12 protein-coding genes are annotated in these 12,886 nt (G+C 69.6%); 2 read left to right on the top strand and 10 right to left on the bottom strand.

Going from position 1 to position 12,886, the window contains the following annotated elements:
- Nucleotides 1–85: 85 nt before the first annotated feature.
- A complete protein-coding gene (locus ASE43_RS19020; RefSeq protein ID WP_056177129.1) occupies nt 86–967 on the bottom strand; it encodes a bile acid:sodium symporter family protein in 882 nt (293 codons plus the stop codon).
- Nucleotides 968–1,038: 71 nt separating this feature from the next.
- Nucleotides 1,039–1,803, bottom strand: a complete 765-nt coding sequence (locus tag ASE43_RS19015) for a class II aldolase/adducin family protein (RefSeq protein WP_056177131.1) — start codon at nt 1,801–1,803, stop codon at nt 1,039–1,041.
- A gap of 78 nt (nt 1,804–1,881) precedes the next feature.
- Between ASE43_RS19015 and ASE43_RS22000 the strand changes: the two genes are divergently transcribed.
- On the top strand, nt 1,882–2,574 hold the full coding sequence (locus ASE43_RS22000) for a Crp/Fnr family transcriptional regulator (RefSeq protein ID WP_056177134.1): 693 nt from the start codon (nt 1,882–1,884) through the stop codon (nt 2,572–2,574).
- Nucleotides 2,575–2,614: 40 nt separating this feature from the next.
- On the opposite strand, the gene ASE43_RS19005 is transcribed toward ASE43_RS22000, so the two are convergent.
- Nucleotides 2,615–3,766 (bottom strand): efflux RND transporter periplasmic adaptor subunit, encoded by a 1,152-nt coding sequence (locus ASE43_RS19005; protein WP_056177136.1) that lies wholly within the window; start codon nt 3,764–3,766, stop codon nt 2,615–2,617.
- Entirely contained in the window at nt 3,763–6,969 is a 3,207-nt protein-coding gene (locus ASE43_RS19000) for an efflux RND transporter permease subunit (protein ID WP_057161560.1), read from the bottom strand. The genes ASE43_RS19005 and ASE43_RS19000 overlap by 4 nt, the downstream gene beginning before the upstream one ends.
- Before the next feature lie 241 nt (nt 6,970–7,210).
- Between ASE43_RS19000 and ASE43_RS18995 the strand changes: the two genes are divergently transcribed.
- Nucleotides 7,211–8,143, top strand: coding sequence for an AraC family transcriptional regulator (locus tag ASE43_RS18995; RefSeq protein ID WP_056179714.1), 933 nt, complete (start codon nt 7,211–7,213; stop codon nt 8,141–8,143).
- 10 nt (nt 8,144–8,153) lie between these two features.
- Here ASE43_RS18995 and ASE43_RS18990 read toward each other — a convergent pair whose 3' ends face one another.
- The 6 genes from ASE43_RS18990 to ASE43_RS18965 all read right to left on the bottom strand — a co-directional run bounded on the left by ASE43_RS18990 (nt 8,154) and on the right by ASE43_RS18965 (nt 12,868).
- Complete coding sequence (locus ASE43_RS18990; RefSeq protein WP_056177140.1) at nt 8,154–8,513, bottom strand: VOC family protein; 360 nt, start codon at nt 8,511–8,513, stop codon at nt 8,154–8,156.
- A gap of 24 nt (nt 8,514–8,537) precedes the next feature.
- Nucleotides 8,538–9,398 (bottom strand): AraC family transcriptional regulator, encoded by an 861-nt coding sequence (locus ASE43_RS18985; RefSeq protein WP_057161559.1) that lies wholly within the window; start codon nt 9,396–9,398, stop codon nt 8,538–8,540.
- A 266-nt stretch (nt 9,399–9,664) separates the two neighbouring features.
- Nucleotides 9,665–10,966 carry an ammonium transporter gene (locus ASE43_RS18980; protein ID WP_343123562.1) on the bottom strand — a complete coding sequence of 434 codons (1,302 nt, stop codon included), beginning with the start codon at nt 10,964–10,966 and terminating at the stop codon, nt 9,665–9,667.
- 91 nt (nt 10,967–11,057) lie between these two features.
- Entirely contained in the window at nt 11,058–11,396 is a 339-nt protein-coding gene (locus ASE43_RS18975) for a P-II family nitrogen regulator (protein ID WP_056177145.1), read from the bottom strand.
- 28 nt (nt 11,397–11,424) lie between these two features.
- Complete coding sequence (locus ASE43_RS18970; protein ID WP_082607382.1) at nt 11,425–12,210, bottom strand: TorF family putative porin; 786 nt, start codon at nt 12,208–12,210, stop codon at nt 11,425–11,427.
- 202 nt (nt 12,211–12,412) lie between these two features.
- Entirely contained in the window at nt 12,413–12,868 is a 456-nt protein-coding gene (locus ASE43_RS18965) for a GNAT family N-acetyltransferase (RefSeq protein WP_056177147.1), read from the bottom strand.
- Nucleotides 12,869–12,886: the final 18 nt, after the last annotated feature.

The raw sequence follows: 12,886 nt of genomic DNA, 5'->3' as shown, positions 1-12,886 counted from the left end.
GGCCACCATACGTGCCGCGACGAGCTAGCCTACGGGCCGCGAGGCGTGGGCGCGCACCGGCCCGTCGCAACGCCGGAACTTTGCGCTAGGTCGCCGGCACGGCCGCGCGCCGCGATGCGCGCCGTCCGTACATCACCACTACCGCGGCCGGCAGGTACATCATCATTCCGTACATCAGCGCCGGCACCGCGATCTGCTCGGACTTCATCAGGCTCAGCGCCAGCAGGGCGGCCAGGGTCGCGTTCTGCACGCCGACCTCGATGCCGATGGTCAGCGCATCGGGCAGGTCCAGGCGCAGCAGGCGGCCCAGGGCGACGCCGCCGGCGGTGGCGCCGCAGGCCAGCGCGAACGCGGGCAGGCCGACGCCGCGCAGCAAGGTCGGCAGATTCGCCCATTGCTGGACGATCAGCGCGACGATGATCGCGAACAACACCAGCAACGCGAACGCGCCGGTCCATTTCTCGATCCGCAGCGCGAACGCCGGCGCCAGGCGGCGCACGCCCATGCCGACCAGGATCGGTACCAGCACCAATGCGGCCAGATGCAGCGCGGTGCTGCGGAACGGCACCTGCAGATCGGCGCGCTCGCCGGCGAACCACTGCAGGGCCAGATTGACCAGCAACGGCACGCTCAGGAAGGTGACCAGGCCGCTGATCACGGTGAGGCTGACCGCCAGGGCCACGTTGCCGCGCGCCAGGTAGGTCAGCGCATTGGAGGAAGAACCGCTGGGACAGGCTGCGACCAGGACCAGGCCGACCGCGAATTCCGGCGGCAACGCGAACGCCCAGGCGATGAAGAAGCCCAGCGCCGGCAGCCACAGATAATGGCCGAGCACACCGACCAGCACCGGCTTGGGCCGTTCGCCTATGCGCAGGAAATCCGCGAGCGTCAACGACATGCCGATGCCGGTCATGATCAACGCGATCGCGATCGGCAGCAGCACCTGCAACAAACGGCTGTCTTCCATGCCTGCTTACCCTTGGGCCGGAGAGTGGGAATCCGCTGATTCTGGATTGACGCCCGAACCGGCCCCGAAGGTCAACTGTCGTAACCGGGGTTGAAGCGCTGCAGACGCCGCAGCAGCCCCGGCCACACCAACGCGCCGCCCAGGCCGCGCGTGACCTGCGCGGCCTGGGCCTGCATGCCGTCGACGATGGGCTGCGGCACGCGGACGAGCGCGCGATCGCCGGCCAGCGCGCGCACCTGGATCATGCAGGCCGCCTCGAAGATGTACAGCGCCAGGAAGGCATCGGCGATGCTGCGCGCGGCGGTCAGCAGGCCGTGATTGCGCAGCATGAGGAAGGTCTTGTCGCCGAGGTCGCGCACCAGCCTGGGCTTTTCGTCCTCGTTGAGCGCCAGGCCTTCGTAGTCGTGGTAGGCCAGCGACGACAGCACCAGGGTCGACTGCTGCGACAAGGGCAGCAGGCCCTGCTGTTGCGCCGAGACCGCGATGCCGTTGATCGAATGGACGTGCATCACGCACTGCGCATCCTCGCGGGCGGCGTGCACGCAGCTGTGGATGGTGAAACCGGCCGGATTGACCGGATGCGGCGAGTCGTCGAGCTTGTTGCCTTGCAGGTCGATCTTGACCAGGGACGAGGCGGTGATCTCGTCGAACATGTAGCCGTAGGGATTGATCAGGAAGTGGTGCTCCGGGCCCGGAATGCGCGCGCTGAGGTGGGTGAACACCAGATCGTCCCAGCCGAACAGGGCGACCAGCCGGTAAGCGGCGGCCAGATCCACGCGCAGGGCCCATTCTTCCGCCGAAAATCCGGCACTCGTAGCATGCGTATTTGTGCTCATGGCTTCGCCTCGGACCAGAAGCGCAGCACGCTAGCAGCCGCGCTGGACGGAGTCCGTCGGATTGCCGACACTCTGGCCATGCCCTTGTCGAACGCGAACGCCGACCCGTGGTTGCGCGACCTGCCGCCCGAAGTGACGGCCCTGCTGGCGAGCATGTCGCTGCGCAAGCGCCTGCGCCACGGCGAGCTGCTGTACGCGCGCGGCGACGACGCCGACGGCCTGTACGGCGTGGTGAGCGGGCGGATCCGGATCAGCCTGACCCACGCCGACGGCCGCGAAGTGCTGCTGACCTGGTTCGAACCCGGCAGCTGGTTCGGCGAAGTGTCGATGTTCGATGCCAGCCCGCGCCCGCAGGACGCGCATGCGGTCGGCGACACCGAAGTGATGCTGCTGCCGCGGGCCAAGTTCATGGCGCTGCTGGACCAGCACCATCAGCTCTACCGGGCCTTCGCCAAACTGCTGTGCCGGCGCCTGCGCATGTCGCTGGACTTCGTCGAAGACATGATGACGCTGCCGTTGTCGGCGCGGCTGGCCAAGCGTCTGCTGGAACTGGCCGGCGTGTACGGCAGCGCGACCCAAGGCGCGGGCATCGTGATCGACCTGCACCTGCCGCAGGAGGATCTGGCGCGCATGATCGGCGCGACCCGCCAAAGCGTGAGCAAGGAGCTCAACCGCTGGGAAGCGCTGGGGCTGATCCGGGTCGAGTACAGCCGCATCGCGCTGCTGGACAGCGAACGCGTGCGCGCCCTGACCGGCGGCGCGAAGCCTTAGAGCCGTGGGGACCAAGCGCCGCGCGCGTGCGCGGCGATACTCAGGATTTGCCCGGTGCCGCCGGCGGCTTGATCCGCACCTTGTCGCCTTCGCCCAGCAGCGCGTTCGGCGCCTGCACCACGGTATCGCCCGGCGCCAGGCCGGACACGATCTCGATCTCGCCGCCGAGGTTGCGGCCCAGGGCGACGCTGCGGAACTCCAGGGTCGCGTCCTTGCGCAGCGCCGCCACGCGCGGGCCGGCACCGCCCTGGATCACCGCCGAGACCGGCACCAGCACCGCCGGCGCGGCGCGCGCGACCTTCAGGCGCACTTCGCCGACCATGCCGGCGGGAATGCGGCCATCGGCGTTGGGCAGACGCAGCTCCACGCGCATCGCGCCGAGATCGCGCGACAGGCTTTGCGCGCTGCGCGCGACTTCGGCCTTGAAGGTCTCGCCCGGCAATTCCGGAAAGCGCACTTCCGCCTGCAGGCCGGCGTGCACCTGCAGCGCGGCGCTTTGCGGCACGTCGATCACGATCCGCAGCGGGTCCAGCGCATTGATCTCGAACATCGGCAGCGCCGAGGCCGCCGAATCGGCGACCACGCGGTCGCCGCGCTCGATATTGCGCGCCGAGACTACGCCGGCGAACGGCGCGCGCACGCTTTGGAACGCGCTGCGCTCGCGCGCGCTGGTCAGACGCGCCTCGGCGGCCGCGCGCGCGGCGGCGGCGGCGTCGCGGTTGGCTTTGCGGTCGCTGTACATCTCCTTGGAAATCGCGCCCGAGCCGACCAGCACCTGGGCGCGGTCGAAGTTGACCTGGGCCAGCTCGCGATCGGCGTTGGCCTGGTTGAGATCGGCCGCGGCCTCGCGCACGGCCTGATCGACTTCCGGCGCGGAGATCGTCGCCAGCACCTGGCCGGCGGCGACGCGATCGCCCAGATCGACCTGGCGCTCGCGCACGAAGCCGGTGGCGCGCGCGTAGATCTGCGCCGACTCGCCGGCGTAGGCGCGCGCCGGCAGGCGCAGTTCGAGTTCGCTGTCGGCCGGTTTCACCGCCACCGCCAGCACTTCCGGCAGGCCCTTGGCCGGCGTGGTCTCGGCTTCGCTGCGGCTGCAGCCCGCGCCCAGCGCGAGGGCGATCGCCAGACTCAAGGCGCCCGCGGCGCGGGCGGAGCGAGCGAGCGTGCGGTCGGAATGGATGAGCAGATTCATGGGGTCGCTCCTGCCTCGGCGGCGCCGGCGGCGGTGGGTACGGCGTGCGCGTGGCGCGCCGCGCGTCGTTTGATGTGGCGGCCGAGCACGGCCAGGATCGAAGGCACCAGCACCAGGGTGGCGGGGGTGCCGAACAGCAGGCCGCCGATCACCGCGCGGCCCAGCGGCGCGTTCTGCTCGCCGCCCTCGCCCAGACCGATCGCCATCGGCACGATGCCCAGCACCATCGCGCTGGCGGTCATCAGCACCGGGCGCAGGCGCACCGCGGCGGATTCGTAGGCGGCCAGTTCGGGATCGTGGCCTTCGGCGATCAGGCCGCGCGCGAAGCTGGTGACCAGCACGCTGTTCGCGGTCGACACGCCGATCACCATCATCACGCCCATCAGCGCCGGCACGCTCAGCGGCGTGCCGGTCGCGAACAGGCCGAAGGCGGCGCCGGCGATCGCGATCGGCAGGCCCGACATCGCCACCAGCGGCTGGATCCAGGACTGGAAGTTCACCACCAGCACCAGGAACACCAGCACCGCCGACATCAGCAGACCGGCCGCGAGTTCGCCGTAGGCGCTTTGCATCTCGCCGGCCTGGCCCGCGATCTCGATGCGGTTGCCAGGCTTGAGGCGGGCTTCGAGCTCATGGGTGATCGTGGTCAGACGATCGTAGACCGAACCCAGGTCGGTGCCCTGCACATTGGCCAGCACGCTGATGGTCGGCGCCAGGGTGGTGCGGCCGATGCTGGCCGGCACCGTGCGCGGGGTGACGGTGGCGATATTGCGCAACAGCACCGCCTGGCCGTTGGCGCCGATGCGCAGCGGCGTGTTCAACAGGGTGTCGATGTCGCCCAGGCGCGCGGGCGGCGCCTGCACCTGCACGGTGTAGGCGATCGCGTTGACGGTGTCGGTCCAGTACACCGGCGACACCGTGCCGGCCGAGCCCAGCACCGCCAGCACGGCGCGGCTGGCCTGCTGGGTGTCCAGGCCGAGCTGGGCGGCGCGGGTGCGGTCGATCTTGACCTGGTACTCGGGCAGATCCAGGACCTGACGCAGGGCCACGTCGACCGCGCCCGGCACCTGGCGCAGGCGCTGTTCGATCTCGCGCGCTAGGGCGAGGTTGCCGGCGCTGTCGCGGCCGACCAGGCGTATCTCCAGCATGGTCGCGGCCGAGCCGGACAGGGTGCGGCTGGTCGCGTCCGGCGGACGCTCGAACACTTTGACGTCGGGGAATTTCTGCGCGATGCGTTCGCGCAGTCGCTGCAGGTACAAGCGGCTGGGCGCGTGCGGCGAGCGCAGCTGCAGCATCACCTCGGCCTCGAAGGAGCCGACCACGGCGCTGTCGACCATCGCCAGGTTGACCGCGTCGGGCACGCCGATCTGTTCGTAGACGGTTTCCAGTTCCCGCGCGGGAATGATGTCGCGAATCTCGCGCTGGATCTGGGTGAGGCGCGCCGCGGTCTCTTCCAGGCGCATGCCCGAGGGCATCCGCACCTGCAGACGCAGCTGGCCGGCATCGACCTGGGGGAAGTACTCGCGGCCCAGCATCAGCGCCGAGGCCGCGCCCACGCCGACGGTCAGCAGCGCGGCCAGGGCGAGCACGCCGCCGTGGTGGCCCAGCCGCACCAGCAGGTCGTGATGGCGCTCGCGCAGCGATTCCAGGGTGTGCTCGACGCGGTGGTTGATCGCCAGCAGGGCGCGCTCGGCGCGCCAACGCGGGCGCGCGCGGCTTTCGATGTCGGCCGGCAGCAGCAGATAGCACAGCACCGGGATCAGGGTGCGCGAGAGCAGGAACGAGGCCGCCATGGCGAAGATCACCGCCAGCGCCAGCGGCGTGAACACCCAGGCCGACAGGCCGGTCATCAGCAGGATCGGGGTGAGCACGATGCAGATCGCCACCGTGGAGACGAACTCGGGGAACACCACCTCGCGCGCGCTGTCCAGGATCGCGGTGCGCACGTCCTTGCCCAGGGCGATGTTGCGGTTGGTGTTCTCCACGTCCACCACCGCGTTGTCGACCAGGATGCCGATCGCCAGCGCCAGGCCGCCCAGGGTCATCACGTTGAAGGTGTAGCCCAGCAGGTGCAGCAGCGACACCGAGGCCAGCAGCGCCAGCGGAATGGCCGACAGCACGATCAGGCTGGAGCGCCAGGAACCGATGAACACCAGCACCACCAGCGCCACCAGCAGGCCGACCAGCAACGCCTCATGCTGGATCGAACCGATCGCGTGATCGACGAACACCGATTGGTCGAAGATCGGCTGGATGCGCATGCCCGGCGGCGCCGAGGCTTCGATCTCGGGCAGGCGCTCGCGCACCGCGCGCACGATCTCGACCGCGGACGCGCCGCCGAGCTTGATCAGCGCCACCGATACCGCGCTGGAGCCGTCCATGCGCGCCACGTTGGTCTGCAGCGCGCCGCCGTCGCGCACCGAGGCGACGTCGCGCACGTAGATCACGCTGCCATTGCGCGCGGTCACCGGCAGATCGAGAAAGTCGGCCGCGGTCGCCGGGCTGGTGTCGAGCGAGATCTGCAGCTCGCGCCCGCCCTCGCGGATCGCGCCCGAGGGCAGGGTCGGGCTGCCGCGTTCCAGCGCCGAGGTCACGTCGCTGGGCGTCAGGCCGTAGGTCTGCAGCGCCGAGGGATCCAGATCGACCATGATCTGCCGCGCCGCGCCGCCATAGGGCAGGGTCAGGCGGATGCCGGGGATGGTCTGGATCTGCGAGCGCAGTTGCAGGCGCGCGTAGTCGTACAACTGCGCTTCGGTCAGCGAGTCCGACGACAGCACCAACTGCAGCACCGGCGTGCTGGAGACGTTGTTGCGGATCACCAGCGGCGGCGAGGTGCCCGGCGGCATGCGCCGCAGGATGGTCTGCGAGACCGCGGTGATCTGGCCCAGAGCGCGGTCCAGGCTGACCGTGGGCTGGAAGTCGATGCGCACGATGCTGGCGCCGTTGATCGACTCCGAACGCACCTCGCGCAGGTCGTCGACCGTGTTCATGATCGCGACCTCGGAGAACGAGGTGAGCTTGGCGGCCATGTCCGCGGCCGGCAGGCCGTTGTAGGTCCAGATCAGGTTGATCGAGGGGATGCCGACCTCGGGCAGGATGTCGGTGGGCATGCGCCGCGCCGACAACGTACCGAACAGCAGGATCAGAATAGCCAGCACGCCGATGGTGTAGCGGCGGTCCAGCGCGTATTGAACGATCCACATCGCGGCGTTTCCCGGTGCGAGGGAACCTCGGCCGGGGACGTCGGGGCGGGGCGCGCGCGCGCCGCGCCGGGGCGGGCCCGGTCGGGTCGGGGGGTGAGGCGTACGTTAGGCCCCGGGGGGCGTCGGCAGTTAGTACGATGCTGTCGAATCGTTGCCCAATCCTGCAATTTCGCCAACCGGGCCTGCCGAACGACAGGATCCGCAAACATAATCGCAGCGTCCCTGCCGGATGCTGGAAGCCATGAACGCCAACACTTCCGCCGAGTCTGTCGCCCGCAACGGCGTCTGCGCCCCGCAGGCGGAGCTGGCCGACCGGATTGCCCGATTGACCCCCGAGGACGGCGTGCACCCCACCGCCGTGCCGCAGCTGTACCTGATCCGCTCCAGCACCCCGACGCCGTGCAAGCCGACCCTGTACGAGCCGCGCCTGTGCATCGTCGCCCAGGGCAGCAAGGTCGCGATGCTGGCCGGCGAGACCTATCACTACGATCCGCTGAACTATCTGGTGGTGTCGGTGACCCTGCCGATGATCGGGCAGATCACCCAGGCCACGCCGGAGAAGCCCTACCTGTGCCTGCGCCTGGACATCGATCCGGACGAGATCGCCGCGCTGATCCTGGACGCCGGCCCGCAGGCGCCGTCGACCGGCATCGACCGCGGCCTGTACGCCGCGCGCGTGAACGCGCCGCTGCTGGACGCGGTGTTGCGCCTGATGCGCTTGCTGGAAACGCCGGCCGACCTGCCGGTGCTGGCGCCGATCGCGCTGCGCGAGATCTTCTACCGCGTGCTGGTCGGCGACCTCGGCCATCGCCTGTGCGACCTGGCGGTGGCCGACACCCGCTCGCACCGGATCGCGCGCGCGGTCGAGATGCTGCGCCAGCAGTACCTGCAGCCGCTGAGCATCGACGACCTGGCGCAGTCGGTGCACATGAGCACCTCCTCGCTGCATCACCAGTTCAAGGCCGTGACCACGATGTCGCCGCTGCAGTTCCAGAAGCAACTGCGCCTGCACGAGGCGCGCCGGTTGATGCTGATCGACGGTATCGAGGCGGTCGCGGCCGCGCACAAGGTCGGCTACGAGAGCGCCTCGCAGTTCAGCCGCGAGTACAAGCGCCTGTTCGGCGCGCCACCGCGCTCGGAGATCGGCCAGGTGCGCAGCGCGCGCCTGGGCTGAACGCGCCCGCTCAGTCCATGCACACGGCCTCGACGTTGTGGCCGTCGGGGTCGATCAGGAAGGCGGCGTAATAGGTCGGGCTGTAGTCCGCGCGCAATCCCGGCGCGCCGTTGTCGCGCCCGCCGGCCTGCACGCCGGCGGCATGGAAGCGGTCGACGCTGGCGCGGTCGGGCGCGCGCAGGGCGACGTGACTCTGGCCCACGGCGTTGGCGTCCTCGTACAGCCACAGCGCGGGCGCGCCCTGAGGGCCCAGGCCGGCACCGCCCTCGTAGCGCGAGTCCAGGCGATGGCCGAGCGCGCCTAAGGCGGCTTCGTAGAAACGCAGGCTGACGTCGAGATCGCGAACCTTCAGGCCGATATGGTCGTACATGGCGGAACCTCCTTGGATGGAGGCTCAGCCTGCGACGTAGGCGCCGATGCGTTCTTGGAGAATCTTGCGGTCGCCGCGCGCGGCGCGGCGGAAACCGCGCGGCGACACCCCGGCGGCGCGGCGGAAGGTACGCACGAAATTGGACAGGTCGGCGAAGCCGCTGTCGTAGGCGACCTGCGTGATCGGCCGGCCCTCGTCGGCCAGCAGGGGCACCGCACGCCGCAGCCGCGCGCGCAGCAGGTACTGATGCGGGGTGACGCCGAGGACGGCCGAGAACAGGCGCAGGAAATGGAAGGCGCTGAGGCCGGCGCTGGCGGCGGTGCGCTCCAGATCGACCGCCTCGTGCGCGTGCGCGTCCAGCCACAGCGCGGCCTCGATCGCGCGCCGGCGATCGCGCGCCTGGGTGCGTGGGGCGCCGGTGTCGCCCGCGCCGATCGCGCTCAGGTAGCGCTGAGCGAACAGCAGGCCGAGCTCGTCCACGCCCAGATCGCTGCGTCCGTCGGCGGCGGCTTGCGCCAGTTCGCCCAGCACCATCAGTTCCGGCAGCGGCGGCAGGCCCGCGGCGAGCCAGTGGCTGGCCGCGCTACGACGCGCACCGGCCAGCTCGTCGACCAGCTCCTCGGCGAAGTGGAAGGACAGGCATTCGTCGCCGCACAGGTGGTGATCGTGGCTGCACAGGTATTCGTCGCCGGGGCGGCCGACCAGCACCGAGCCGGCGACCAGTTCGTAGCGGCGCCCGCGCGTCTGGTAGCCGAAACTGCCGCGACGCACATAGGCCAGCGAATGGCGGCCGTGCACCTCGACGAAAGGCGCATCCCGCGGGCCGGACTGACAGCGGTAGTCGACCACCGTGAGCGGGCCTTGCAGCAGCGTGGTGACGTGCATGGGGGGATGCTAGCACCGTGAATGTAGTGGCGCAGGGTCGGCGGTCTTGATGGACGCAGCGCGTGCACAGCGGGAGCAAATCCCCCTCAATCCCCCTTTTTTCAAAGGGGGAGGCCGATCCTTCGCAGCAGCGGCGCGGAGCCGCGCAGGGCTACGGTTCGTGCCGCTACGGCGTTTGCAGTCGGACGCGGTCCGCGCCGCTGCTGCGAAGGGTCGGCGGCGCGCGCCGCCTGCCGGGCCGGAGGCGTGCCTCCGGCCCGTCATCGTCAATGCTCGTAGGCCGATTCGCCGTGCGAGGTGATGTCCAGGCCTTCGCGTTCGGCTTCCTCCGCCACGCGCAGACCGAACACCAGCTTGACCGCGGCGAACGCCAGCACCGACACCAGGCCCGACCACAGCACGGTGATGCCCACGCTCAGCGCCTGCACGCCCAGCTGCGCGGCGATCGTGTCGTTGCCCGCGCCCAGGCCGTAGCCGCCCAGCGAGGGCGAACTGAACACCGCGGTGAGCAGCGCGCCGACGATGCCACCCAGGCCATGCACGCCGAACACGTCCAACGCGTCGTCCGCGCGCAGCAGACGCTTGAGCCCGTGCACGCCCCACACGCAGACCACGCCGGCGATCGCGCCGATCGCGATCGCGCCCATCGGCCCGACCGTGCCGCAGGCCGGGGTGATCGCGACCAGGCCGGCGACCACGCCCGAGGCGCCGCCCAGCATCGACGGCTTGCCCTTGATCACCGCCTCGACCAGGCTCCAGGCCAGGGCCGCGGCCGCGGTCGCGAGCAAGGTGTTGAGGAAGGCCAGGGCCGCGCCGGCGGTGGCTTCGAGGTTGGAACCGGCGTTGAAGCCGAACCAGCCCACCCACAACAACGAGGCGCCGATCATGGTGTAGGCGACGTTGTGCGGCTTGATCGCCTCGCGTCCGTAGCCCACGCGCTTGCCGACGAAATAGGCGCCGACCAGGCCGGCGACGCCGGCGTTGATGTGCACCACGGTGCCGCCGGCGAAGTCGATCGCGCCCTTGGCGAACAGATAGCCGTCGGGCCCGTACCAGACCATGTGCGCGATCGGCAGGTAGGCGAAGGTGAACCACAGCGCCGAGAACAGCAGCACCGCCGAGAACTTGATGCGCTCGGCGAAGGCGCCGACGATCAGCGCGCCGGTGATGCCGGCGAAGGTCGACTGGAAGGCGACGAACACGTACTCCGGCAAGGCCACGCCGGCGGTGAAGGTCGCGGCCAGGGTTTCCTTGTTCACGCCGGCCAGGAACAGCTTGTCGAAGGTGCCGATCCAGGGGCCGCCGCCGCCGAACGCCAGCGAATAGCCGTAGGCCACCCACAACAGCACGATCAGCGAGAACACCGCCAGCACCTGCATCAGCACCGACAGCACGTTCTTGGAGCGCACCAGGCCGCCGTAGAACAAGGCCAGGCCGGGCACGGTCATCAACAGCACCAGCAGGGTCGAGGTCAGCATCCAGGCGACGTCGCCCTTGTCGACCACCGGCTCGACCGCGGCGGCGGCGTCCTGCGCGCGCGCCGCCAGCGGAGCCAGCAGGGCGGCCAGGGGCAGCGCGCCCAGGGCCAGGGTTGGCAACGACCGCTCGCGCGAGCGGGACTTCAATGCATGCGTCTTCATATCGGATCTCGCGTCAGGGTCAGAGGGCGTCGTCGTCGAGTTCGCCGGTGCGGATGCGCACCGCGCTCTCTACCGGCAGCACAAGGATCTTTCCGTCGCCGACCTTGCCGGTGCGCGCGGCGTTCTGGATCGCTTCCAGCGCGGCCTCGAGCAGGCCCTCGGGGACCGCGCATTCGATCTTCAGCTTGGGCAGGAAATCGACGACGTACTCGGCGCCGCGGTACAGCTCGGTGTGTCCCTTTTGCCGTCCGAAGCCCTTGACCTCGGTGACGGTGATGCCGGAAACGCCGACCTCGGTCAGCGCCTCGCGCACTTCGTCGAGCTTGAACGGCCGGATGATGGCGGTGATCAGTTTCATCTCGCAGCTCCGTAGGTGCGTTGGCGCATCAGAACGCCTTGGTGAGGGTGAGGGTGAACGCGTCGCCGGCGATGTCGTTGCCGTGCGCGTTGGTGTAGAGCGCCTGCTCCGCATCCGTGTCGGTGTAGGCGGCGGCGATCGAGAACCCGTGGTCGAAGGCCTTGGTCACGCCGACTTTCCAGTCGGTGTATTCGTAGGCGTCGTTGTTCTTGATCCACTGCTTGCCGCCGTGCAGGTTCAAGGTCCAGCCGGGCTGGAAGGTCCAGTTGACCGAGGCGTCCAGATAGCCGCTGCCGTCCGAATCGGCGTAGCCGAACAGATCGGTGAGGGCGTGGGAGTACTTCAATCCCAGGGCGACGGTCTCCACCGGCGTGACGGTGGCGCCCACATAGAACTCGGCGGTGTTCGGGCTGTTGAAGCCGCCCGGGTAGTCGCCCGGATACCAGTAGTACAAGGCGCCGATGTCGTAGGCGAAGATGTCGCCGGCCTTGCCGCGGTAACCGGCGTAGGCGTCCAGCTCCAGGCTGCTGGAGATGTCGTCGCCGACGACGACGGTGTCGGACAGCCAACTGACGTTGCTGCCCCAGGCGCCGGCGTAGAAGCCGCTGTCGGCGGCGTATTCGATGCCGCCCTGCAGGGCCGGCTCCTGGTTGGTCTGCGACACTCCCCTAAAAATGTAATCGCTGGTCAAGCTCACCGAACCCGAGGTACCGGCGTGCGCGAGTGCCGGTGCGCCCAGGCAAGCGGCGAACACGGACAGAGCGAGCGCGGCGTGCGCGGTCGCGGTGGTGCAGGCGTTGGTACGAGACGACATGACGCAGGCTCCTCATAAGCGGTGGCCCCTCCCCGGTCAGTGCTTCGTGCTGTTGCGGCGCGGGCGTTTCGTCACGGCCCGGGCTTTTTTTCGGACGCAGTCGCCTTGCGGCGGGGCGAGCCCGTCGTTGAGACCTCCTGGTTGTGGTGGTGGACTGAAAAGCGAACGGCCCGTAGCTTTCGCCACGGGCCGTCGGGTGCGTCTACAGGTGCTTGCTCATGAAGACGCTGTTGGGGTCGTCGACGTAGTCCGCGAAGGGTCCGCAGGGTTCGAAGCCGTAGCGCGCATAGAGCCTGCGCGCCGGCTCGAAGCCGTCCATCGAACCCGTCTCCAGGCTCAGCCGCCGATAGGCGCGCCGCCCTGCCTCGTCGATCAGATGATCCAGCATCGCGGCCGCCACGCCCTTGCGCAAATGCCGCGAAACCGTGCGCATCGATTTGATCTCGCCGTGCCCGGCATCGAGCTGCTTGAGCGCGCCGCAGCCGAGCAATTGCCCGTCCCGCCAGGCGCTCCAGAAACTGATCTCCGGCCGCCGCAGTCCGTCCAGGTCCAGCGCGTGGATGCTCTCCGGCGGCGACAGTTGGGCCATGCCCTGCAGGTGTTCGCGCAACAGCGCGATCACCTCGGGATGGTCCAGTTCGCCTGCGCGGATCTGCATCGGTGCTCCTGACTGCGG

Source organism: Lysobacter sp. Root983, assembly GCF_001429345.1.
Classification (GTDB): Bacteria; Pseudomonadota; Gammaproteobacteria; order Xanthomonadales; family Xanthomonadaceae; genus Lysobacter.
Note: the sequence above shows the minus strand (reverse complement) of the source record. Positions and strands in the feature narration are given on the sequence as shown.

What these genes read in the sequence shown, in the direction of transcription:
- ASE43_RS19020 (WP_056177129.1), bottom strand. Translation starts at nt 967, where the DNA reads ATGGAAGACAGCCGTTTGTTGCAGGTGCTGCTGCCGATCGCGATCGCG.
- ASE43_RS19015 (WP_056177131.1), bottom strand. Translation starts at nt 1,803, where the DNA reads ATGAGCACAAATACGCATGCTACGAGTGCCGGATTTTCGGCGGAAGAA.
- ASE43_RS22000 (WP_056177134.1), top strand. Translation starts at nt 1,882, where the DNA reads ATGCCCTTGTCGAACGCGAACGCCGACCCGTGGTTGCGCGACCTGCCG.
- ASE43_RS19005 (WP_056177136.1), bottom strand. Translation starts at nt 3,766, where the DNA reads ATGAATCTGCTCATCCATTCCGACCGCACGCTCGCTCGCTCCGCCCGC.
- ASE43_RS19000 (WP_057161560.1), bottom strand. Translation starts at nt 6,969, where the DNA reads ATGTGGATCGTTCAATACGCGCTGGACCGCCGCTACACCATCGGCGTG.
- ASE43_RS18995 (WP_056179714.1), top strand. Translation starts at nt 7,211, where the DNA reads ATGAACGCCAACACTTCCGCCGAGTCTGTCGCCCGCAACGGCGTCTGC.
- ASE43_RS18990 (WP_056177140.1), bottom strand. Translation starts at nt 8,513, where the DNA reads ATGTACGACCATATCGGCCTGAAGGTTCGCGATCTCGACGTCAGCCTG.
- ASE43_RS18985 (WP_057161559.1), bottom strand. Translation starts at nt 9,398, where the DNA reads ATGCACGTCACCACGCTGCTGCAAGGCCCGCTCACGGTGGTCGACTAC.
- ASE43_RS18975 (WP_056177145.1), bottom strand. Translation starts at nt 11,396, where the DNA reads ATGAAACTGATCACCGCCATCATCCGGCCGTTCAAGCTCGACGAAGTG.
- ASE43_RS18970 (WP_082607382.1), bottom strand. Translation starts at nt 12,210, where the DNA reads ATGTCGTCTCGTACCAACGCCTGCACCACCGCGACCGCGCACGCCGCG.
- ASE43_RS18965 (WP_056177147.1), bottom strand. Translation starts at nt 12,868, where the DNA reads ATGCAGATCCGCGCAGGCGAACTGGACCATCCCGAGGTGATCGCGCTG.